Origin of the sequence: Streptomyces sp. NPDC047049 (assembly GCF_040643995.1) — a bacterium.
GTDB lineage: Bacteria > Actinomycetota > Actinomycetes > Streptomycetales > Streptomycetaceae > Streptomyces > Streptomyces mooreae.
In genome coordinates, this window is record NZ_JBEYVM010000005.1 from 266,132 (window position 1) to 287,296 (window position 21,165).

General features: G+C 70.4%; 20 protein-coding genes. 10 read left to right on the plus strand and 10 right to left on the minus strand.

Translation table 11 applies throughout. The features are described 5' to 3' along the window. The first annotated feature begins 180 nt into the window (after positions 1 to 180). The gene (locus ABZ851_RS15550; RefSeq protein WP_361126902.1) at positions 181 to 657 is read left to right on the plus strand and encodes a GDSL-type esterase/lipase family protein; all 477 of its coding nucleotides are present in this window, start codon (positions 181 to 183) and stop codon (positions 655 to 657) included. 5 nt (positions 658 to 662) lie between these two features. Here the strand turns inward: ABZ851_RS15550 and ABZ851_RS15555 are convergent, their stop codons facing one another. The 6 genes from ABZ851_RS15555 to ABZ851_RS15580 form a co-directional block, all read right to left on the minus strand. Next, a complete protein-coding gene (locus ABZ851_RS15555; protein WP_361126905.1) occupies positions 663 to 1,208 on the minus strand; it encodes a GNAT family N-acetyltransferase in 546 nt (181 codons plus the stop codon). 170 nt (positions 1,209 to 1,378) lie between these two features. Beyond that, a complete protein-coding gene (locus tag ABZ851_RS15560) occupies positions 1,379 to 2,260 on the minus strand; it encodes a carbohydrate ABC transporter permease (protein ID WP_336048282.1) in 882 nt (293 codons plus the stop codon). After that, positions 2,257 to 3,660 carry an ABC transporter permease subunit gene (locus ABZ851_RS15565; RefSeq protein WP_361126908.1) on the minus strand — a complete coding sequence of 468 codons (1,404 nt, stop codon included), beginning with the start codon at positions 3,658 to 3,660 and terminating at the stop codon, positions 2,257 to 2,259. Before ABZ851_RS15565 ends, ABZ851_RS15560 begins: the two co-directional genes overlap by 4 nt. Before the next feature lie 17 nt (positions 3,661 to 3,677). Beyond that, positions 3,678 to 5,012: an ABC transporter substrate-binding protein gene (locus tag ABZ851_RS15570; protein ID WP_361126911.1), complete on the minus strand. Its 1,335-nt coding sequence runs from the start codon at positions 5,010 to 5,012 to the stop codon at positions 3,678 to 3,680. A 71-nt stretch (positions 5,013 to 5,083) separates the two neighbouring features. Continuing rightward, a complete protein-coding gene (locus ABZ851_RS15575; protein WP_361126914.1) occupies positions 5,084 to 6,847 on the minus strand; it encodes a glycoside hydrolase family 13 protein in 1,764 nt (587 codons plus the stop codon). A 204-nt stretch (positions 6,848 to 7,051) separates the two neighbouring features. Beyond that, a complete protein-coding gene (locus ABZ851_RS15580; protein ID WP_361126917.1) occupies positions 7,052 to 8,323 on the minus strand; it encodes an ABC transporter substrate-binding protein in 1,272 nt (423 codons plus the stop codon). A 172-nt stretch (positions 8,324 to 8,495) separates the two neighbouring features. Between ABZ851_RS15580 and ABZ851_RS15585 the strand changes: the two genes are divergently transcribed. From ABZ851_RS15585 to ABZ851_RS15605, 5 genes are all read left to right on the plus strand, one after another. Next, positions 8,496 to 9,002 carry a PadR family transcriptional regulator gene (locus ABZ851_RS15585; protein WP_088795943.1) on the plus strand — a complete coding sequence of 169 codons (507 nt, stop codon included), beginning with the start codon at positions 8,496 to 8,498 and terminating at the stop codon, positions 9,000 to 9,002. Beyond that, entirely contained in the window at positions 8,999 to 9,760 is a 762-nt protein-coding gene (locus tag ABZ851_RS15590; RefSeq protein ID WP_361126920.1) for an ABC transporter ATP-binding protein, read from the plus strand. The genes ABZ851_RS15585 and ABZ851_RS15590 overlap by 4 nt, the downstream gene beginning before the upstream one ends. Positions 9,761 to 9,763: 3 nt before the next feature. After that, on the plus strand, positions 9,764 to 12,103 hold the full coding sequence (locus ABZ851_RS15595; protein WP_361126923.1) for an FtsX-like permease family protein: 2,340 nt from the start codon (positions 9,764 to 9,766) through the stop codon (positions 12,101 to 12,103). Positions 12,104 to 12,122: 19 nt separating this feature from the next. Then, entirely contained in the window at positions 12,123 to 12,311 is a 189-nt protein-coding gene (locus ABZ851_RS15600; protein WP_361126926.1) for a hypothetical protein, read from the plus strand. Between the two features lie 93 nt (positions 12,312 to 12,404). Further along, the gene (locus ABZ851_RS15605) at positions 12,405 to 12,959 is read left to right on the plus strand and encodes a hypothetical protein (protein WP_361126929.1); all 555 of its coding nucleotides are present in this window, start codon (positions 12,405 to 12,407) and stop codon (positions 12,957 to 12,959) included. Between the two features lie 47 nt (positions 12,960 to 13,006). On the opposite strand, the gene ABZ851_RS15610 is transcribed toward ABZ851_RS15605, so the two are convergent. Together ABZ851_RS15610 and ABZ851_RS15615 are read right to left on the minus strand one after the other, a co-directional pair. Then, complete coding sequence (locus ABZ851_RS15610) at positions 13,007 to 13,657, minus strand: CAP domain-containing protein (protein ID WP_361126932.1); 651 nt, start codon at positions 13,655 to 13,657, stop codon at positions 13,007 to 13,009. A gap of 689 nt (positions 13,658 to 14,346) precedes the next feature. Continuing rightward, positions 14,347 to 14,958, minus strand: a complete 612-nt coding sequence (locus ABZ851_RS15615; RefSeq protein ID WP_361126935.1) for a hypothetical protein — start codon at positions 14,956 to 14,958, stop codon at positions 14,347 to 14,349. Between the two features lie 276 nt (positions 14,959 to 15,234). On the opposite strand from ABZ851_RS15615, the gene ABZ851_RS15620 reads away from it, so the two are divergent. Continuing rightward, complete coding sequence (locus ABZ851_RS15620; protein WP_361126938.1) at positions 15,235 to 15,906, plus strand: DUF2238 domain-containing protein; 672 nt, start codon at positions 15,235 to 15,237, stop codon at positions 15,904 to 15,906. A 119-nt stretch (positions 15,907 to 16,025) separates the two neighbouring features. On the opposite strand, the gene gntA is transcribed toward ABZ851_RS15620, so the two are convergent. Continuing rightward, positions 16,026 to 16,703, minus strand: a complete 678-nt coding sequence (gene gntA, locus ABZ851_RS15625) for a guanitoxin biosynthesis heme-dependent pre-guanitoxin N-hydroxylase GntA (protein WP_336048267.1) — start codon at positions 16,701 to 16,703, stop codon at positions 16,026 to 16,028. Positions 16,704 to 17,101: 398 nt separating this feature from the next. Further along, positions 17,102 to 17,683, minus strand: coding sequence for a hypothetical protein (locus ABZ851_RS15630; protein WP_361126942.1), 582 nt, complete (start codon positions 17,681 to 17,683; stop codon positions 17,102 to 17,104). 624 nt (positions 17,684 to 18,307) lie between these two features. Here ABZ851_RS15630 and ABZ851_RS15635 point away from each other — a divergent pair. Genes ABZ851_RS15635 through ABZ851_RS15645 form a run of 3 tightly spaced genes read left to right on the plus strand, consistent with a single transcriptional unit; the run spans position 18,308 to position 21,138 of the window. Beyond that, on the plus strand, positions 18,308 to 18,517 hold the full coding sequence (locus ABZ851_RS15635) for a ferredoxin (RefSeq protein WP_361126945.1): 210 nt from the start codon (positions 18,308 to 18,310) through the stop codon (positions 18,515 to 18,517). Beyond that, positions 18,507 to 19,871, plus strand: a complete 1,365-nt coding sequence (locus ABZ851_RS15640) for an FAD/NAD(P)-binding oxidoreductase (RefSeq protein ID WP_361126948.1) — start codon at positions 18,507 to 18,509, stop codon at positions 19,869 to 19,871. Before ABZ851_RS15635 ends, ABZ851_RS15640 begins: the two co-directional genes overlap by 11 nt. Before the next feature lie 34 nt (positions 19,872 to 19,905). Then, on the plus strand, positions 19,906 to 21,138 hold the full coding sequence (locus ABZ851_RS15645; RefSeq protein ID WP_361126951.1) for a cytochrome P450: 1,233 nt from the start codon (positions 19,906 to 19,908) through the stop codon (positions 21,136 to 21,138). The last annotated feature ends 27 nt before the right edge of the window (positions 21,139 to 21,165 follow it).

Genomic DNA, 21,165 nt, shown 5'->3' on the forward strand with positions numbered 1-21,165 from the left:
CGATCACCATCAGGCCGGGAAGCACCGTGATGTTCACCGGCGATTCGATCACCGACTGCCAACGACTGGAGAGCGAGGACGGGCTCGGGTTCGGCTACCCGCTGCGCGTCGCGGGCGAGTGGGGCCTGCGCCGCCCGGACCGGCGCGTCACCTGGCTGCACCGGGATCGCCGGCCACAAGGTGGGCGACCTCGAAGCCCGCTGGCAGACGGATGTACTCGACGCGGGCCCGGACGTGGTCTCGATCCTCGTCGGGGTCAACGACATGGGCCGGCACACACTGGACCCGGAGGGGCGCGTGATCCCCGTGGAGGAGTTCACCGCGGGCTACGACCGGCTGCTCGCGCCCCTCGCCGAGGCGGGCACGGACCTGATCCTCATCGAGCCGTTCCTCCTGCCGGTCCACGGCGTCGTCGAGGCCGGTGCCGCACGCATCGGAGTGGCGGAGCGAAAGGAGTGGCGCGCCGACCTGGACCCGAAGATCCGGGCCGTGCGGGACCTCGCCGATACGTATGGCGCCCAACTGCTCGCCGCGGACCGGATGTTCGCCGAACTCGCCGTGTCGACCGGACCGGAATACTGGGCCGAGGACGGCGTGCACCCGACGCCGGCCGGCCACGCCGCACTCGCGGCGGCCTGGCTGAACCTGGTCGCCTGACCGGGCTACCGGGTCACGGCCGTCCCGGCGGAGACCCGGTACACCACGTTGCGGCGCAGCGGGCCGTCAAAGACGTCGGGATCGTCGAAGTCGTCCGAGGGGTCGTGGGTCATGCCGAGCCGGCGCATCACGGCCTGGGAGCGGAGGTTGGTGGCGGTCGTCACCGCGAGGATCTCCGGCAGACCGAGGGTGGTGAAGCCGAAGGCCAGGGCGGCTCGGGCGGCCTCGGTGGCGTAACCGTGCCCCCAGGCCGACCGGGTCAGACGCCAGCCGGCTTCCACTCCCGTGAAGGGCATGTCCTCGTCCACCGGGTCGAGCCCGGTGAAGCCGATGAACTCCCCGGTGGCGCGGACCTCGACGGCCCACCATCCCCAGCCGCGCTCGTCGAGGGCGGCCTGGAAGCGGGCGGCGGACGCCGCGCTCTGCTCACGCGTCAGCACGTCCGGGAAGTACCGGCGGACTTCGGGATCGGCGTTCATCGCCGACCAGGGCGCCAGGTCGGAGGGGCGCCAGGCGCGCAGCAGCAGGCGCTCGGTTCGCAGTTCGGGCATCGCGCCAACCTAGCCCGCCCGGGTGGGAGAGGCGAGCGAATAACGACGACCGCATGAGGCGGGCGGAAAGCGAGACGCCGTTGCGGCGCGGGCGGCCCGATCCGCCCGCGCCGCAACGCCCTGTCGTAAATGGCCCGTCCGGCTACCGCCACCGCACCGTCAACGACGCACTACTTGACCGAACCCGCCATGATTCCCTGCACGAAGTGCCGTTGGAAGGCGAAGAACACGATCAGCGGCACGATCAGCGACAGGAAGGCGCCGGGTGCCAGCACCCCGATGTTGCTGCCGAACTGCCGCATCTGCGACTGCAGGGCCACCGTCAGCGGCTGGGACGCGTTGTCGGCGAAGAGCAGCGCGACCAGCATGTCGTTCCAGACCCACAGGAACTGGAAGATGGCCAGGCTGGCGATCGCGGGGCGGCCCAGCGGCAGGACCAGCTGGGAGAAGATGCGCCACTCCCCGCCGCCGTCCATACGGGCGGCCTCCAGCATCTCCTTGGGGATCTCCGCGAAGTAGTTGCGCAGCAGAAAGATGGCGAACGGCAGGCCGTAGGCGGTGTGGAAGAGGACCACACCCGGGATGGAGCCGAACAGGCCGAGCGCGCCGAACAGTTTGGCCACCGGCAGCAGTCCGATCTGGACCGGCACCACCAGCATGGCGACCACCACCAGGAAGATCCAGTCCCGGCCGGGGAAGTCCAGCCAGGCGAAGGCGTATCCGGCCAGCGCGGCGATCACGACCACGGCGAGGGTGGTGGGCACCGAGATCAGTACCGTGTTCCAGAACGCCTGGACGATGCCCGAGTCCTTGAGCAGCGCCGTGTAGTTGTCCAGCGACAGCTGACCGGGCGCGGTGAGCGCGGTCCACCAGCCGCTGCTCGCGTTCTTCTCCTCGGTACGCAGGGAGGAGAGGAAGAGTCCCGCGGCAGGGGTGAGCCAGACCAGGCCGATGAGAAGCAGGAACAGCTGGATCGCACCGCGGCTGAGACGCCGCACCGGCCGTGCCGTCGTCCGCCTGCGGGACGCTGCGGTTCCGGGGACGGTGGTCATGACTGGCTCCTGCGGAAACGTCGGATGTTGAGGAACATGGCCGGGACCACCAGGAGCAGCAACAGGACACCGAGGGCGCTGCCGAGGCCCTGGTTGTTGCCGCCGCCGAAGGAGACCAGCCACATCTGCAGGGCCAGGACATTGGCGTCCTGCTGTACGGGACCGGGGGCGATGATGTAGACGAGGTCAAAGACCTTCATCACATTGATCACCATCGTCACGAACACCACACCCAGCACGGGGCCGAGCAGCGGCACGGTGATCCTGCGGAAGACCTGCCATTCGTTCGCGCCGTCCATCCGGGCCGCCTCCAGGACGTCCCGCGGCATCGAGGCGAGTCCCGCGCCGATCAGGACGAGCGCGAAGCCGGTCCAGATCCACATATAGGCGCCGATGATGGCGGGCGTGATGAGGGCCGGTCCGAGCCAGGAGATGCCCTCGTACGGCGGGGCGAAGTCCTTGGCGGGGAGCTGGACGGCGTACGAGCCCGGAGCCAGACGGGGCAGCCGGTAGGAGCCGTCCGCCGCGGTGGTGGTCGTCGCCACGACCTTGCCGTGGGAGTCGACGGCCTCGACGGCGAGCTTCGGCAGACCGCGTTCGCGGGGGTCCACCGTGCCGGGGGTGCCGCCACCGCCGGGGGTGAAGTCGAGGTAGACCACGCCCCGCAGTTCACCCTTGCCGGCCGGGGACTCGGCGGCCCCGGCGGCCGGCCGCGCCTGCGCGGGCAGGTCCTTGGGCGCGACGCCGACCAGACCAAGGTTGACGGTGTTCCCCGGGCCGGTGCGGTGCGCCGTGCGGTAGGAACCGTCGTGGCCCTTGGTCAGCCGCTTGTCGCCGAGGCGCGCCTTGGCGGTGGGGAACGAGACGGACTCGCCCTGGACCGTGTCGTGGATGCCGACCGTGATCGCGTTGAGCACACCGCGCTGCGGATCCTGCTCGTAGGCGAGGCGGAAGATGATGCCCGCGGCGAGGAAGGAGATCGCCATGGGCATGAACATCAGCAGTTTGAACGCCGTCTTCCACCGGATCTTCTCGGTCAGCACGGCGAGGACCAGACCGAGCCCGGTCAGCAGCGCGGGGGCGAAGACGACCCAGAGCGCGCTGTTGCGGATGGCGCGGAGCGTGGCGGGGTCCTGGAACATCGCCGTGTAGTTGCCGACGCCGACGAAGGTGTTGCCGGAGGCGTCGTACAGGCTGCGGACGACCGAGAACACGATGGGGTACGCGACGAGGGCGCCCAGCAGCAACAGCGCGGGAAACAGGAACAGCACGGCGATCCGGCGGCGGCGCCGGACGGCGCGCCGTACGGGGTCGGTGGTGCTGCCGGGGGTGCCGCCCGGAGGGAGGGGCGCGGCGGCGCGCGAGGTGGCGCGCGCCGCCGCGGGAGTGGTGACAGGCATGGCTCGGGCCCTGGTCCTTACTTTCCGTACGCCTTGGCCGCGGCGGCCTCGAGCTTGTGGGCCGTGCCTTCGGGGTCCGAGGGGTCGCGCAGGAAGTCCTGGAGCAGCTTCCATTCACCGGCGCCCTGGGTGCCGCCGAAGGCAGCGGGAGCCTGGTCGGACATGTCGAAGCGCACGGAGTTCCCGGCGCCGGTGAGGGACGCGGCGGCCTTGCGGGTGACCTCGTCGTGGTAAGCGTCCGCGGGCACCTTCTTGTTGGGCGAGAGGTAGCCGCCCGCCTTGGCCCAGACGCTGGAGGCCTCGGGAGTGGCCAGGTACTTCACCAGCTCCATTGCGGCCTTCTTGTGCTTCCCCGCCTTGAGCACCACCGCGGCGTCGCCGCCACTGACCACCGGGGCCTTGCCACCGTCGACCGCGGGGAAGGGGAAGAACTTCGCGTCCTTGCCGACCTCCTTGTGGAGCTCATCGGTGACCAGCGCGCTGACGAAGTCACCTTCGTAGACCATGGCCGCCTTCGGCTCCGGGCCGAAGACCTGCTGGACGGACTCGGGGAAATCGGTGCGCAGTGCGCCCGAACCGCCGCCCGCCACCAGGTTCTTGTCGCTGAACAGCTTGCCGAGTGCGGTGAGCGCCTTGACCACGCTGGGGTCCGTCCACGGGATCTTGTGGGCGGCGAGCCGGTCGTACTTCTCCTGACCGGCCTGGGAGAGGTAGATGTTCTCGAACCAGTCGGTCAGCGGCCAGCCCGCCTCGCCCGCGACGGAGAAGGCCGGCACGCCCGAGTCGGACAGCGTACGGCCCGACTTCAGCAGCTCCTGGTACGTCTTCGCGGGGGCGACCCCGGCCTGGTCGAATGCCTCCGGGCTGTACCAGACCGTCGACTTGTGCGAGGCCTTGAAGTACAGGCCGTAGTACTTCTTGTCGACCGTGCCGTAGTCCTTCCAGACCTTCGCGAAGTTCTTGTCGGCCTCCGCGCCGACCTCCGCCGACAGGGGAGTCAGCCAGCCCTTCTTGGCGAACTGCTGGAGCACGCCGACCTGGGGGACCATCACCACATCGGGGGCGTTGCCGCCTTCGACCTGGCTGCCGATGACCGTCGAGACGTTGTCACCGGTGGAGGCGAAGGTGACCTTCGCACCGGTCTTCTCGGAGAACGCGTCCAGGACCTTCTTGAAGTTCTGCTGTTCCACGCCGGTCCAGACGCCCGCCACGGTCACGGTCTGGCCGGTGAGTTCCTGCTTCTTGCCCCCGGCGGACACATTGCCGCCGCATGCGGTGGCGCCGAGCGCCAGACCGAGCACGGCGGCGCCGGACACGGCGGCTCGGGTGGGTCGTACTGCGGGTCGTCTCATCGTGGGTTCCCTTCGGAGGACTGACGGGGAGCGTGGGGGAGGGGTGGTACGGGGAGGAGGAACTGCGGGCGCTAACGGGGTGCGGGCGCGTGCATCCACCAGGCGGCGGTGGAGCCCGGGAGCGTGCCCGCCGGGCAGTCACCGCTCGCCAGCAGCGGGACACCGGGTACGGGAGCGGGCACCGGATCGGTGCCGAAGTTGACGGCGCAGACCAGACCGTCGCCACGGACGAACGCCAGCACCTGCGGCGGGGACTCCAGCCAGCGCAGGGTGCCTTCGCCGAGTTGCGGAAGACTGCGCCGCAGCTGCAGCCCTTCGCGGTACAGGTGCCAGAACGACCGGGTGTCGGCGAGCGCCCGGTCCGTGGCGTGGTCGGCGAACCACGCGGGCTGCGGCAGCCAGGGCCGCGCCGCGTCGGTGCCGGAGGTGAAGCCGAACGGGGAGGCGTGCCCGGACCAGGGCAGCGGCACCCGGCAGCCGTCGCGGATGTGCTGGCGGCTGCCCGTGCGGTGGAAGATCGGGTCGGTGAGGACCTCGTCGGGCAGGTCGACGACCTCCGGCAGGCCCAGCTCCTCGCCCTGGTAGAGGTACGCGGCGCCGGGCAGGGCCAGCATCAGCAGGGCGCCGGCGCGGGCGCGCGCGGGGCCCAGCCCGCTCGAGGACTCCGTCGGCCCGGCGCTCCCGGGGACGGCCGCGTACCGGGTGACGGTCCGGACCTGGTCGTGGTTGTTGAGCACCCAGGTGACGGTGGATCCGGTGTCCGCGATATCGGTCAGCGCCTCGGAGATGACCCGGCGGAAGGTGTCGACGTCCCAGTGCGCGGTCAGCAGGTGGAAGAAGAAAGCCTGGTGCAGCTCGTCGGGCCGGACGTATGCCGCCTGCTCGCTCGGGGTCCGTACGGAGACCTCGCCGACCAGCAGCCGGTCATGGCCGTCCCGGGCCGTGTACTCCTCGCACACCGCGCGCCAGTCGCGCCACACCTGGTGCACCTCGGGCTGGTTCCAGGCCAGCGGGTTGACGGAGTCGCGGGTCCGCTCGTCGGCCGCTGGGTCGGGGGAGTCGGGGAGCTCGGGGTGCTTGAACAGCCCGGCCGCCACATCGATGCGGAAGCCGTCGACACCGCGGTCCAGCCAGAAGCGCAGCACCTGGTCGAAGTCGGCGGCCACGGCGGGGTCGCGCCAGTTCAGATCCGGCTGCTCGGGCGTGAACATGTGGAGGTACCACTGGCCCGCGCTCCCGTCCGCCTCCGTGACCCGGGACCAGGCGGCACCGCCGAACATGGCCCGCCAGTTGTTGGGCGGCAGCTCGCCGTCCGCTCCGCGCCCGTCGGCGAAGTGGAAGCGCGACCGTGCCGGGCTGCCGGGACCGTCCTCGAGGGCGGCCCGGAACCACGGGTGCGCGCTGGAGCAGTGGTTGGGGACGATGTCCAGGAGCACCTTCAGACCCAGCCGGTGGGCGTCGGCCACCAGGCGGTCGAATTCGGCGAGGTCGCCGTATACGGGGTCCACCTCGCGGTAGTCCGCGACGTCATAGCCGTGGTCGTGCTGGGGGGAGGGGTAGAAGGGGCTGAGCCAGATGCCGTCCACCCCGAGCTTCTTGAGGTACGCCAGCCCCGTGCAGACGCCGGCCAGATCGCCGATGCCGTCGCCGGTGCTGTCGAGGAAGCTGCGGACGTAGACCTGGTAGATCACCGCATCGCGCCACCAGCGCTGTGCCGGGTCCTGGGACGGGGTTCCGGTGGCGGCCGCGGAGGGCGCGGGGGAGGCCGGGCCGGGGAGGGAGGGAGAGGGGGCGGAGTCGGCCGGGGAGCCGTTCCCTGCCGTGGCTATGAGCATCTGCCGTGATCCCGTTCTTGCCTGGGCATGCCGTGCGGCTGCGATCGCTGTTATGCATGCATGTTAAGTAGGGATGTCTTTTGAGTGTCAACGAAATGGTCGAAACTCGCTGTGAGATGCCCGGTTTTATGGGAGATTGTGCAGCGCGCCTGTACTTAACATGTAAGTAGAGGAGAGCGGGGGAGTGCGGGGAGCCTCGCGGGGTCAGCCGCGGTCGACGATGGCCCGAAGCTCCCGCGTCAGCCGCGCGACGGTGGCGTCCGTGCTGCGGCGGTGGACCAGCGCATCGTGCATCACCGCCTGCACCGCCAGGCTCACCTGGTCGTAGTGCGGGCTCTTCAGACGCGGCTTGGCCGCCAGCACGCCCCGCTTGAGCGTCGGAAGGTACGGGAAGCGGCGCACCAGCTCGGGATCCGCGTACAGATCGGCCCATACCGGCGGCAGTGCGCCCTCGGTGAGCACCCGGCGCTGGACCGGTTCGGACGTCAGATAGGAGATCAGCTCGGTGGCCGTCCTCTGATGCCGCGACTGCGCATTGACCGCAAGATTGGAGCCGCCCAGCGCGCTGGAACCCGGCCCGTCGGCGCCCGGCAGCGGCACCGCGCCGAACTTCCCCGCCACCTTCGACGACCGGGCGTTGGCCAGCGCGTACGCATACGGCCAGTTCCGCAGGAACAGCAGCCGGCCGTCCTGGAACGCCTTGCGGGACTCCTCCTCCTTGTACGTCAGCGCCCGCTGCGGGATCCAGCCCTCGCGCACCCCGTCGAGGAGGAAGGACAGGCCCCGGCGGGCCGCCGGGGAGTCCACCGTCACCCGCGAGCCCTCGCCCGCGAGCACCGAACCGCCCGCCGACTGAACGGCCTCACCGACGTTGGCGGTCAGCCCCTCGTACGGCAGGAACTGGCCCGCGTAGCCGTCCAACCCGTACTTGGGCGCGACCGTTTTCGCCAGCCGCTCCAACTCGGCCCAGGTGCGCGGCGGCCGCACACCCTCCCGGTCGAGCACGTCCTTGCGGTAGTAGAGCAGCCCCGCGTTGGTCACATAGGGAACCGCATAGAGCCGTCCCCCGAAGGTCGCGGTGTCCACCACGGGACGAAGGAAGTGCTTCAGCGGAAACCGGTCGGCGTTCACGGGCTTGATCCAGCCCGCGGCCGCGAACTCCGAGGTCCATGCCACGTCGATGTTCAGCACGTCGAAGCGGTCACTGCGCGAGCGCAGCTCGGTGACCAGCTGCGCCCGCACCTCGTCGGCCGCGTCCGGCAACTCGACCAGGGTCACCTTCTCGCGCGGGTGCCGGTCGTTCCAGCCGTCGAGGACACCCCGCAAATAGCCCGTGAGGTCGCCGCCCGTCACCAGGGTGATCGGGCCCCGCCCGTCCGAGCCGCCGGCCGGCTCCCCGGCCCGCGCACCGGTAGGGCCCGCGAACAGCAGCGAGCAGACCAGCAGAGCCCTTCCCGCGGCACGCTTCCACCGCATGGGCTCCTCCTCGCACCAGGCGTCGACGGGACACTGGACCGCCAGCCCGCCCCATGTATACCTGTTAGCCATGCGGGATACTAGATGCTGCAGGAAGATACGACGGCGACCCGGATCACAGCCGGACGAGTGCAGATGACCGTCAACTAAGGCGGGGAGGGAGAGCGAGAGCGTGCGGCTGCCACTCCTGGCGCTGTTGGTCAGCGGCCCCGCTCACGGCTACGAACTCAAACAGGCCCTTGAGAACCTTCTGGGCGCGGCATACCCTCAGCCAAATGTCGGCCAGATCTACGTCACCCTGAGCAGGCTGGAGAAGGCGGGCCTGATCGAAGGGGAGGACGTCGAGCAGTCGGACCGCCCGAACAAGCGCATCTACCGGATCACCGCAGCGGGACGCGAAACGGTGGACGCGTGGTTCGAGGAATCCACCGCCGAACCACGGGTACGGGACGAATTCTTCATGAAGCTCGCCCTGGCCCCCCACACCGGGACCGCGGACCAGATCGCCCTGATCAACAAGCAGCGCCGCCACTACCTCAACACCATGCGCGACCTCTCGAAACTCGCGGCGGCCGAGGACCGGGACAACCGGGTCGCGCAGCTGCTGATCGAGGGCGCGATGCTGCATCTGCAGGCGGATCTCGACTGGCTGGAGCGCTGTCAAGAGGAGTTGGAATGAACCGGGACGAGCCCTCCGGCCCGATAGTCCGGGCAGCCGGCCTGGTCAAGACCCACCGTCCGGAAGGGGCGGCACCCGTCGCTGCGGTGCGGGGCGTCGATCTGTGCATCGAGCGCGGTGAGTTCGTCGCCGTCACCGGGCCCTCGGGAGCCGGCAAATCCACCCTGCTCCACCTCCTCGGCGGCCTCGACCGGCCCGACAGCGGTGCGCTCTGGCTCGACGGCCGCCAGGTCGACGCCTACAGCGAGGCGCGCTGGGCAGAGCTGCGCCGCCACCACATAGGCATCGTCTTCCAGTTCTTCAACCTGGTCTCGAACCTCAGCGTCGCCGACAACGTCGAACTCCCCGCCCTGCTGGCCGGCAGATCCCCCCGGCAGGCCCGTACCGACCGGGCCGAACTGCTCGACGAACTGGGCCTGACCGGCAAGGAGAACTGCACACCCGGCGAACTGTCCGGCGGCGAACAGCAGCGCGTCGCGCTGGCCCGCGCCCTCGTCAACACCCCCAGCCTGCTGCTCGCCGACGAACCGGCCGGCAGCCTGGACAGCAAGGGGACGCGCGAGGTGCTGCGGCTGCTCGCCCGCTTCCACCGGCGCGGGCAGACGATCCTGCTGGTCACCCACGACGCCAGGATGGCCAGCGCCGCGGACCGGGTGATCAGCTTCTACGACGGCCAGGTGGCCGACGACGCGCACCTCGGCGGCAGCCGGAACCGTCCCGCGGCCGGTGTGGCCGACGTCCTCAAGCTCCAGGGCTGAGACGTGCGAGCAGCGGCACGCTGGACACAGGCGCATCTGCGGGCCCACCGACCGGCCGCGGTGCTCATCGTGCTGGCCACCGCCGGGATCACCATCTCGCTGCTGCTGGCCACCGCACTGTTCGCCTACGCCACCGACCCCTGGCAACGGGCCTTCACCCAGTCCTCCGGCGCCCACGTATGGATCCACACCCAGGCCGGCACCGCCACGGGGTCGCTCGCCGGACTGGACGAGGTACGAGCCACCTCCGGTCCCTTCCCCACGGTCCGCACCACCGCGAGCCTCCAGCCCGGCGGAGCCAAGGCCACCCTGGAGCTGCGCGGCGTGGCGAAGCGCCCCGCCACCGCCGCCCCCCAGATCGTCGCGGGCCGCTGGCTCGACGCGGGTACCGACGCGGGCGCCACCAAGGGGATCGTGCTGGACAGCTCGGTGGCCCGTGCGATGTGGGCCGAACCGGGGGACTCGCTGGTGCTGAGCGGGATCGCGGCCAGGCTGCGCGTGGTGGGCGTCGCGGACACCGCCGAGGCCGCCTTCCGCCCGGGGGAATCGCCGGGCGTGGCCTGGGTGCTCCCCGGCACCCTCGCCGCCTCGGACGCGGGCCGCGACCAGCGTGGCCGCACCATAGGCCTCCAGCTCACCGACCCCGCGGACACCGACTACGTCGTCCAGCGCGCGGTCACCCGGCTCGGCGCCGATCAGATCACCGACGTCTCCACCTGGCGGCAGGCGAAGGCCGAGGCCGAGGGGGACAACCAGCTCCTCGGACGGCTGCTGGGCCTGTTCGGGCTCGGCGCGCTGCTCGCCGCCGCCCTGGCGGTGGGCGGCGCCATCAGCACCCGGATCCGCGGACATCTGCGGGACATCTCGATCCTCAAGGCCATCGGGTTCACACCCGGCCAGGTGGTCCGGATGTTCCTCGCCCTCCACCTCGGCTTCGCGCTGCTGGGCGTCGCCCTGGGGACACTGCTCGCCCAGACGCTCGGCACGCTGGCCCCCGGCCCGATCGGCGAAGCGATGGCCCTGTGGGGGCAGCTCCCCGGGCACGCCTGGCTGACCCTGGTGATCTCCGGCGGGGTGGTGGTCTTCATCGGCTCGGCGACCTGTCTGGCCGCCTGGCGTGCGGGGCGGGTGCCGCCGGTGCCCGTGGCCCGTGCCGCCACGGCCGGCGGCGGCCGCACATCCGGCCTCGCCCGGCGGGCGCTCGGCCTGCGGGTCCCACCGGCCCTGGTCCTCGGCTGGCGGGGCGCCTTCCACCGCCCGCTGCGCTCCTCGGCAGCCGTGGCACGGCTGGCGGTCCCGCTGCTGCTCATCACCATCGCGCTGGGCACCTGGACGACGCTGGACCGCTTCACCTCACACCCCGAGGACGTCGGCCTGCCCGCGGCGCTCACCGCGCGCTCCGACACCCTCGGCGCACACGAACTGAGCCAACTCCTGGCCTCCCAGCCACGCATGACCGCCTACCCCGGAGCCGAGGTCCAGGCCCTCGTACCGGGACAAACCGGGACCATCACCCTGCGCGGGCTCGGCACGGACGCCAAGCCCTACCCCTACGCCGTCGTGGAAGGCCGCGCCGCCCGCGGCTCCGACGAAGCGATCGCCGGACAGGGTCTGCTGGACCTCCTGGACGCGCACGTCGGCGACTGGGTCCGGATGACCGTCGCCGGCCGCCCGCATGTCCTCCATATCGTCGGCCGCAACATCGAAACCGCCGACGGCGGCCGGGTCGTCTCCACCACTCTGGACACCCTGCGCGACGACGACACCGCCGGTACGCCGTCCCCGGCGGCACAGCCACCCCACCCGGACTTCTACAACCTGGTCCTGCGGCACGGCGCCGACCCCGGCGTGGTGCGCGACGCCCTGACCAAGGAGTCGGCCGGGCGTCTCGAAGTGCGGGAGATCCCCAACCCCGCCGACCAGCTGTCGGCGGTCCGGGCCGTCAGCATCGGTCTGACCGCGGTCCTGATCCTGATCGGGCTGGCGGAGCTCGCGACCACGGTCGGTGCCGGTGTACGCGACCGCAGCCGCGATCTGCTCGCCCTCAAGGCCGTCGGCCTCACGCCCCGCCAGATCACCGCCGTCATCGTCTCGGGCACCGCCTTCGTCACCCTCGCCGCCGCGCTGGCCGGCACGGCCTCCGGCCTCCTCGCCTCCCAGTGGCTCATCGACCTCCAGGGCCGCACCAGCGGCTGGGGAACCGGCATCGCCCAACAGCCCGGCCCGGCCACCTTGCTGCTGGTCATTGCCGTCGCGGTGACGATCGCCGCCGCCGCGTCGGTCCTGCCCGCCGCCCGCGCCGCACGGCGCCGGCTCGCGGACTCGGCGAGCGATCTGCTCTAGCGAAGGGTGTTGCACCGCCATGCGAGCCACGAAGCCGTCGGCGTCGCCGGAACCGCCGGAACCGCCGGAACCGCCGGAGCCGCAGGAGTCACCGGAACCGCCGGAACCGACCGAGCACTACCTCTTCAACGACAGCCGGACGACAGTGCTGGAGCGCGGCTTCCAGTGGGAACTGGTTTCTGGCGCCCCCGCATCCATCCATGCTTGATCAAGCAGTGGACCGCCTCCTCCGTCAAGGGTGGCGGCCCGCACACCCGCAATCCGCACCTACGGGGCACGACACCCCATCGAGGACCAGCCTGTGACTCCGTACTCCCTGGCGTTCTACCTGGACGTGGTCACCACCGGCACCGTGCTCGGTCTGGGCCCCACGGCCTCTCCCGACCGCGTCACCGAGGTGCTGGGGCCGGGCTTCGCCGAGAACACCTTCGGCAAGCACAGCATGTTCCGTGACTACGGCCTCGCCGAGTTCCACTGGAACCGCGCCTCCGCCACGCAGCCGTGGTCGGGCCACCACTTCACCCTGCAGGTGCACCGGCTCGCACGCCGGGATCGCACCCTCGTCAACGACACCCTGCGCGCCCGGTACGGGCGGTTCGCTCCCAGGCTCCGCTTCGCCAAGCTGCACCGCCTGCTGGAACGGCGCGGTGTCCCCCTGGTTGAGGTCCCGGAAATCGAGGCGAACGCCCCGTACTTCCGTACGTTCTGGCAGCCCGACTCCCGGCTGGCCGTTTCCGTCATCGCCACCTACGGCGAGTACAGCACCCCGGACCGTATGCAGGTCGGTGACGTGTACGGCATCCATGCCCCGATGGCCGCCGAGGAAGTGGAGCGGCGGAGGGAGCGATTCGGGTAGCGCCCCGCACCCCCACCGTCCCCTGCGGCGGGGCTTGAGAGCGGTGCTCAGCCCGCCGTGCCGAAGTCCTGCGTCCAGTAATCGCCGGGCTGAGCGAGGCCGACGCCGATCTCCTTGAAGGAGCAGTCCAGGATGTTCCGCTTGTGGCCGGGGCTGGACATCCAGCCCGCCATGACCTTCTCGGGCGTGGAGTACCCGTAGGCCACGTTCTCGCCGTAGGAGCTCCAGTGGTAACCGGCGCGCGTGATCCGGTCGTCCGGGGAGGAGCCGTCGGAGCCCGTGTGCGACATGTTCTTGTGGTCCGCCATGTCCTTGCTGTGGTCCTGGGCGGCCTTGGTCAGTTTCGCATTCACGGTCAGCGGGGAGCATCCGGCCTTGCTGCGCTCCTTGTTGACGAGTTCCACCACGCGGGCCGCATCGCCGGATGCCGGGGCGGCGGTTTTCGACGCGCCGGCGGTCTCTGTGCCGCCGGAAGAAGCGGCGGGCTTCGGCGAGGCACCAGCGGCCCGCTCGGAGCCCCATTTCGCTTTCGCCTGACGATGGTCGTAGGACGCGTTCCGCCAATGACCGTGGTGCCGGCCGGCCTCTTTCCCCTGCCCCAGACAAGCCATTGCTGCGGAGGGTACGCCCACGGCGCCTATGGCCAAGGCGGCGACGGTTATCTGCCGGTAACGCCGCGTCCTGCGATGTTTCGTCATGCGTGACCTCAATCGGTAATTGCGGAGCGTCCCTGGCGCGGCTGGCTCTGTGCAATTTCCGCGCCTGAGCTGCGGAGACGCCTTGCGGCTCGTCATTCTTGGCACCGCCGTGCAGGCAGGGCAACAAAGTCTGGTTACTACTTCGCTTCGTAGATTGCGTGGCCCTTGCCCTGGGCGCGGGAGCATGCTGGTCCGGCTGCCGGATCCCGGGGAATTCCTGTTGGTTCGTCAGAACCCTTTATGCGCACACCGTGCGCGCAAAAGCGCACAGCGGATCGAATGCCACTTATCCCGGTGCGGGGTATTCATCGGCCAAGACGGACAAATCTCTTATGTCCCCGGGGTGTGGTCTACTATCCAGCTTAGTTAGTGCCGTAATGACGTATGACGCATGTCACGAGACCATGTCATTCGTGGCGGGAACCACGCCGGGCGCGCTCGCGTCCCCGGGGAATTCCGGGGCTCCGCTGTCGCCGGCCCGAGGTCGCCGCCGTCAGCCACGTCGTCCTTGAATGGCGCGCCGCATCGTGTGCACGGTCTGCCGAGGGGCGACCCAGTCTGACGAGAGGGGCGGCGGGCACTTCCGGATGCTGTCCCGTCCGGGGGGCGGCTGACCGGCTGGAGCGCTACAGCCGGTCAGCGGCGCAGTGATGGCCTCACACCTCACAAGCCTTTGACTGCCGCGTTCCTCAGGGCAGTTGCGCGATGGCGGTGATCACCGGCACCGGCAGGTACGCGGGCCACGCGGGGCGGGCCGCCTGGTAGGCGATGTACCCGAGAGCGCGGCTGGCCCGTACTTCCTCCGTCGTCTCCGCCTGGTACACCACCCGGCAGTGGCCCGATGCGTTCTTGGCGCGCTTCCACAGCGCCGATGCGGGCTTCCGTTCCGCCTCGGTCCGCGGGGTGAAGATCCGGTCGCCGAAGTCCGACCACGCGAACGGGCTGCTGCCCACCCAGTCCTTGTCGACCACCCTCTTCAACTCCGCTGCCCGCTCCGCGTCGGTGGAGCCCCAGGAGGACGGAACGTTGGTGATCAGCCCGACCGGAATGTGGCGGGCGCGCAGTGCCCGCAGATACCGGGCGGCTCCCGGCATGTACCGCACGCTCTTGTCCTCTGCCGTGTGCACGAGCGTCTCACCGAGGTCGAAATACACCACGGCACAACCGCCGGCCCGCCCTCCGTGCCCGGCGGTGCGCGGTACGCCCTCGGCGGCGCCCGCGGCCGGCACGCTTAACGCCGCCACGCCGCCCAGGGCGAGCAGCGTGCGCCAGGTGGCTCTGCGAGCGGATGTCTTCTTCATGGGGATGCCTTCCCGTAGGGGGACATCCGATCGTACGCGCCATGTGCACGTCAGTAATGAGATCGGCGCAGTCGGACCGTGGATCCCGGCTGACGGCATGCGGTCCTGCATGGCGACGGCTTCGGTGCGCAGATGCGTCATGGGGACTTCGGTGCGCACATGCGTCATAAGGGCGTCGGTGGGCACATGCCTCATGCGGCCGGGGCCCGCACCCTCCGGCCCTCTGCGCCGCGCCGACCTGTACCCGATGTCTTCGAGGCTGATCGAGGCTGATGCATGAAGGCCACTGTGACCACTTCGCCCGCTTCCCGCGGGCTCCCGCCGGCGCTGGCCGTAGCGGTCCTTCTCGCTCTGGCCCTGTCGGGCCTGCAGCCCCATGACCGGATCACCTGGGTCATGGAGACCTGCTGGGTGATGGCCGGCCTGCCGCTGCTGGTCGTGGTGTGGCGGCGCTTTCCGCTCAGCCCGCTGCTGTGCTGCCTGCTGGCCGCGCACGCACTGATCCTGATCGTCGGCGGGCACTACACCTACGCCGAGGTCCCTCTGGGCCACTGGCTCCAGGACGTGCTGGACCTGTCCCGCAATCCTTACGACCGGATCGGACACCTGGTACAGGGCTTCGTGCCCGCCATCCTGGTCCGCGAACTTCTGGTCCGCACCTCCCCGCTGCGCGGCAGCGCCTGGCTGGCCCCGCTGACGGTGTGCGCATGCCTGGCCTTCAGCGCGTTCTTCGAACTGATCGAGTGGTGGAGCGCGCTGATCGGCGGCGCCGGTGCCGACGCGTTCCTCGCCACCCAGGGGGACCGGTGGGACACCCAGTGGGACATGGCCTGCGCCCTCCTCGGGGCGATCGTCTCGCTGCTGCTCCTCAGCCGCGTCCACGACCGCCAGCTCATCCGCTACGGCACCGGGGAGGAGGGCCGGACCACGCGACCGCGGACGGCCTGATCGTCTTCCGGCCTTCCGCTGTCATACAAGGGGGGCGCGGCGCCGCCCCGCCCCCACACCCCGTCGGAGTTCGTGCGGAGTTCCCGGTGTGAACCGCCCCTCGAAACGCTGGAGTTGTCTCACACCCGGGCGGAGAAGGGGCAGGCCCAGTCCGCCGGCTTACGTCGGCCCGAGTAGCGACGGGCCTCGGAGAGCTGCTCGTACTCCACGAGGTTGGGGTTGATGTTGCCCTGCAGCTCGATGTCCTGCTTGCGGATCTTCTCCTGCAGCCGGTCCCACAGGCCCGCGGCCTTTATCCGGTCGAACTGGGCGTGGGAGTTGAAGGCCAGCATGGGGAAGGGCGGGCGGCGTCCGATGCGGCTGTGTGTTTCGTGCAGTCCGATCACGAAGAAGGGGTGCCCGGCGACGCTGTACGCGAAGGCCCCGGACGACGGATCGTGGTCGTAGCCCTCGGCCCAGGGGTACGTGAGGCTGTCGTAGTCGTGGACCGCCTGCAGCTGCTGCCACAGCAGCGTCTCGAACTCGACTTCCGACACGTTCAGAGGGCCCGAGAAGGTGGCCACGAAGCTGGTGAAGGGCTTGGCGGCCCAGTCCACCGCCTCCACATACGCCTGGAGATCAGCGGCCATCTGCCGGGCCGTCTCGTCATCCCCGAACCACGTGTAGTGGCGATGGACGATGCCGCCCTGTCGCCACGCCGAGCGACCGGCCAGGCAAGGGAAGGCGTCGCCGAGAAGGAACCGTCCGACGTCGGCGGAGGCGTCGACTTCGGTGGCGGCGGTGGCGTCAACCGTCATGTTCGTGACCTTCGGTAAGGGGGGCAACACCCCTGGTGGGGGCCCTGCGGTGGTGGGACCCTGGCAGTCAAGATCGGGCAGGGCCGGTTCGTCAAGACTCGGCCGTATCGCCCCCCTGCGACTGCCTTCACCGACGGCGTCAGCACCGTGTATGCGGTGGTATGACCCGTATCGGGCCGCGACGATGTCTCGGCCGCCGGGCAGTTCGCTCTCACTGCAAGGCTTCTTGTCGATCTTCATCGTCTCAGAAGCCCGGACACCTGATCGCCAGGGTGGGCCGTGGCGGCGCCGCGCCTGCGCCGCCGGCCCCCTCGCCGGAACCCTCTCCGGGATCTTCCCCGCCGGGCCGCCCCTCGGCGCCCGGTCTCCCGACGGGCGCCACGGGAACGGGATCCCGGTCAGGCCCGGGCGGGAGCGGCCTCCTCAGGGGCGTCGGCGGCCTGGGCCGCGCGGCCCTCGGCACCGGCCTCGGCAGCGGCTCCGGGGAGGGAGTAGAAGACGCTCCTTCCCTGCTTGCTGCGGTGTGCCAGCCCCTTGGCGACGAGTGAGGTCTCCAGGGTGTTGCGCACGGCGGTCTCCGGTGCCGTGTGGTCCGGATGCTCCTGCGCCAGCAGCTTGGTCAGCTCCGTCACCGTGCGCGGCTGCCCGTCGAGCAGGGCGAGAACGCGGTCGGCGCGGGTGGCGTTCCGCTGCCGGGCCTTCCCCCGGGCCGGTGCGGACTTGCGTGCCTTCTTTGTGCTCCCCGCCGCCTTGGCCGGGGCCTTCTTCGCCGGCTTGGCCTTCGGCGCGGCAGGCTTGCCGCGCCGCGCCGCGGGCACGGTCACCGGTTTTGGCACCGCGGTGACGGCCTCCGAGGACTGTGGGGCAACGGCTTCTTCCCGGGACGCCGTGCCGAGATGCTGCTGGAGGTCTTCCAGCTTCGCCCGGAGTTTCTGCAGTTCGTCGATCTCCTTCGCGATGCTCTTCAGCTTGGCAGCCACCTGCACAGCGAAATCCGCGTCTGACATGAAACAGCCTGCTCTCTCTTGCCTGATCGGTCTGCGGTTGGCTGGATGTTACTCATCCCGCTCCGCAATTAACCCGGTGCGGTTCCGTTTTATCGCCACACACAGGGCATCGGTGGTCGGCTCCGCCGCCGAACAAGCTCACCAACATGGGGTGTTCGGATGCTGCCCAACCCTTTGCCGCCAGTCAAGAAAGGGGACTTGAATGAGCCATACGGGCCTGGAACGCGTTCCCACGTACTCTCCGCAGGGGGCGTGAACTCCGTCCGGCTGTCACTCCTTTGAGTCTTTCCTCCGGTGGACGGTTGCGCTTTCCTCATGCGCGTGGACGACTTCTGTCGTATCGGCGCCGGGTGACCGCCGGTGGTGACCCGAGTCCGAGGCGGCGGCCGGGCGCCTGCCGCCGACGATGCGCCAGCCCCGGCCCATGAAGGTGAGCCGCCGGGGGTGCGCCACTGCTTCGCTCGTGACCCTGCCTCCGCTCACCCTGCGCACCCCTCGGATGGCCCGGTACCACGTGCGCCGCACCGGGACCGGTTGTAGGACGGAGGCGACGGGTGTGGCAGACGGCGGGTGTGGCGGTGGGAGGAGTGGCGCGGGATGAAAATCGTCGTTGATCTCAACCGGTGCCAGGGCTATGCGCAGTGCGCTTTCCTCGCTCCCCGCATGTTCACGATGCATGGCGAGGAGGCCCTGTTGTACACCCCGGCCGTCCCGGACGACCAGCGGGAACATGTTCTCCGGGCCGCGGCGGCGTGTCCGGTGCAGGCGATCGTCGTGGGCGAGGAGGCGGGCCCCGGTGCAGGGTGAACCACGCGACGGCCGCATCGTTGTCGTCGGCGCCTCGCTCGCGGGTCTGCGGGCCGCCGAGACGCTGCGCGACGAGGGGTTCGCCGGCTCGCTGACTCTGATCGGCGACGAACCGCACCCCCCGTACGACAGGCCGCCGTTGTCCAAGCAGGTGCTGCTCGGAAGGGTGCCGGCCGACACCACCGGGCTGCCCCGGCGCCGTGACGTGGACGCGCACTGGAAACTCGGCGTACGTGCCACCGGCCTCGATCCGATCGGGAAAAAGGTACTCCTCGCCGACGGCGAAGAGGTGCCCTTCGACCGGCTGCTGATCGCCACCGGGACCCGGGCCCGCCCCTGGCCCCACCCGGCCGAGGCCGCCATGGGCGGGGTGTTCACCCTGCGCACCGGCGAGGACGCGGCCCGCCTTGTGGAGCACCTTGACGCCGGACCGGAGCGCGTCCTGGTCATCGGAGCCGGGTTCACCGGTTCGGAGATCGCCTCCGCCTGCCGGGAGCGCGGTCTTGCCGTGACGGTCGCGGAGCGGGGCCCGGCGCCGCTGGTCGGTGCGCTCGGCGGAACACTGGGTGCGCTTGCCGCGAAGCTGCAGCGTGCCCACGGTGTCGATCTGCGCTGCGGGGTGACGGTCACCGCGCTGGAGGGCAACGGCCGGCTCACCGGCGCACGGTTCTCCGACGGCACGAGGATCGACGCCGATGTCGCCGTGGTGGCCCTCGGTGCGGTCCGCAACACCGAGTGGCTGGCCGAGTCGGGACTCGCCGCGGGCCCACGGGGCGTGACCTGCGATGCGGGCTGCCGCGCCTTCGACATGTACGGGATCGTCACCGACGACGTCTTCGCCGCCGGTGACGTGGCCCGCTTCCCGCATCCGCTCTTCGAGTACCAGCTGCTCTCGCTGGAGCACTGGGGCAACGCGGTGGCCCAGGCGGAGGTCGCGGCCCACAACATGGTCAATCCCGGGCCACGCAGGCGCCCTCATCTGACGGTTCCGGCGTTCTGGTCCAGCCAGTTCGGACTCAACATCAAGTCGGTCGGCGTACCCACCTTCTCCGACCAGGTGGTCATCGCCCAGGGGTCGCTCAAGGAAGCCCGGCTGGTTGCCGTCTACGGCTACCGGGGACGCGTCACCGCGGCGGTGAGCGTGAACCAGGCCAAGTCGCTGGAGTACTACCAGCGGCTGATCGAGACGGCAGCGCCGTTCCCGCCCGCGCCGGGAGCCGCCGACCGGCTCGACACCCGGGCACCGGTCCCCTCGGACGTGCCGGACCCGAAGTTGCTGTCGCACGGCCCGACCGTCGCGCTCACCGGCCATCTGCCGGACCGGCGCCTGATCCTGGTGCAACCGGCCCGCTGAGACCGCCACTCCCTAGCGATGAGGAGCGCCGCGCATGGCTGCGGACACCCTGTTCCACCGGATCACCGACTACGCCCACCGCGCCGACCCCTACCCGCTGTACGCCGAGCTCCGCGAGGCGGGGGTGGCACGGCAGGACGACGGCAGCTACCTCGTCGGGACCTACCACGAGATCGAAGCCCTGCTGCACGACCCGCGGATCAGTTCGGACCGTCGCAAGCGCACTGTCCCGGACGAGGCCGCCATCGCCGAGGAAGGGCTCTCACCGGCCTTCATCGGACTCGACGACCCCGAGCACCACCGGCTGCGGAGCCTTGCGATGCGCTCCTTCGGCCCGCCGCACACGCCGGACCGGATCGCCGGTATGCACGACGACATCACCCGGATCGTCAAGGACCTCATCGGCAACTTCGCGGGCAAGGAGCGGATCGATGTCGTCGACGACTTCGCCTACCCGCTGCCCGTCACCGTGATCTGCCGTCTCCTGGGTGTGCCCCTCGAGGACGAGCCACAGTTCCGCCAGTGGTCGGACGCCATCGTCGCCGGCATCGATCCGACCCCGGGGGAGGACCCCGAGGAGCGGCCGCGGGCCGCCGTGGAGGCCCGGAAGACGATGGGCCTCTACCTCGGTGAGCTCGCCGACAAGCGCCGTTCCCATCCGTCCGACGACATGCTCTCCGCGTTCGCCGGCGACAGCCCCGACGGGCAGCTGACGCCGCTCGAAATCATGACCACGTCCGTGCTGCTGCTGATCGCCGGTCACGAGACCACCGTCAACCTGATCACCAACGGCGTCCTCACCCTGCTGCGCCACCCCGACCAGCTGGCACGCCTCCGCGGCGAACCCGCGCTGATGCCCCGGGCGGTGGAGGAACTGCTGCGCTACGAACCCCCCGTCCAGATGCTCCCGCAGCGCACACCGCTGGCCGATATCGAGGTCGCGGGCGTCACCGTCCCCAAGGGCGCGCCCCTCATCCTGATGCTGGCGTCCGGCAACCGCGACCCCCGGCGGTTCCACGACCCCGACCGCTTCGACCCGACCCGCGACGACAACCAGCATCTCGGCTTCGGCAGCGGTATCCACAGCTGCTTCGGCGCGCCGCTCGCCCGTCTGGAAGCCGAGATCGCCCTGAACGAGCTGATCCAGCACCTCGACGACCCCCGTCTGGTCGAGGACCCGCCTCCCTACCGCCGCAGCCCCGTCCTGCGCGGTCCCCGGCACCTGCTCGTCGAGTACCGCCGGACCGCTGCCCGAGGGGGCCGGTAGCGCGGGTGCCACGAGGCGATGTCCGGC

Bases quoted from the DNA above. Each gene is read 5' to 3' on its own strand.
- ABZ851_RS15555 (WP_361126905.1), bottom strand. From the start codon at position 1,208: ATGCCCGAACTGCGAACCGAGCGCCTGCTGCTGCGCGCCTGGCGCCCC.
- ABZ851_RS15560 (WP_336048282.1), bottom strand. From the start codon at position 2,260: ATGACCACCGTCCCCGGAACCGCAGCGTCCCGCAGGCGGACGACGGCA.
- ABZ851_RS15565 (WP_361126908.1), bottom strand. From the start codon at position 3,660: ATGCCTGTCACCACTCCCGCGGCGGCGCGCGCCACCTCGCGCGCCGCC.
- ABZ851_RS15570 (WP_361126911.1), bottom strand. From the start codon at position 5,012: ATGAGACGACCCGCAGTACGACCCACCCGAGCCGCCGTGTCCGGCGCC.
- ABZ851_RS15575 (WP_361126914.1), bottom strand. From the start codon at position 6,847: ATGCTCATAGCCACGGCAGGGAACGGCTCCCCGGCCGACTCCGCCCCC.
- ABZ851_RS15580 (WP_361126917.1), bottom strand. From the start codon at position 8,323: ATGCGGTGGAAGCGTGCCGCGGGAAGGGCTCTGCTGGTCTGCTCGCTG.
- ABZ851_RS15590 (WP_361126920.1), top strand. From the start codon at position 8,999: ATGAACCGGGACGAGCCCTCCGGCCCGATAGTCCGGGCAGCCGGCCTG.
- ABZ851_RS15600 (WP_361126926.1), top strand. From the start codon at position 12,123: ATGCGAGCCACGAAGCCGTCGGCGTCGCCGGAACCGCCGGAACCGCCG.
- ABZ851_RS15610 (WP_361126932.1), bottom strand. From the start codon at position 13,657: ATGACGAAACATCGCAGGACGCGGCGTTACCGGCAGATAACCGTCGCC.
- ABZ851_RS15615 (WP_361126935.1), bottom strand. From the start codon at position 14,958: ATGAAGAAGACATCCGCTCGCAGAGCCACCTGGCGCACGCTGCTCGCC.
- ABZ851_RS15620 (WP_361126938.1), top strand. From the start codon at position 15,235: ATGAAGGCCACTGTGACCACTTCGCCCGCTTCCCGCGGGCTCCCGCCG.
- gntA (WP_336048267.1), bottom strand. From the start codon at position 16,703: ATGACGGTTGACGCCACCGCCGCCACCGAAGTCGACGCCTCCGCCGAC.
- ABZ851_RS15635 (WP_361126945.1), top strand. From the start codon at position 18,308: ATGAAAATCGTCGTTGATCTCAACCGGTGCCAGGGCTATGCGCAGTGC.
- ABZ851_RS15645 (WP_361126951.1), top strand. From the start codon at position 19,906: ATGGCTGCGGACACCCTGTTCCACCGGATCACCGACTACGCCCACCGC.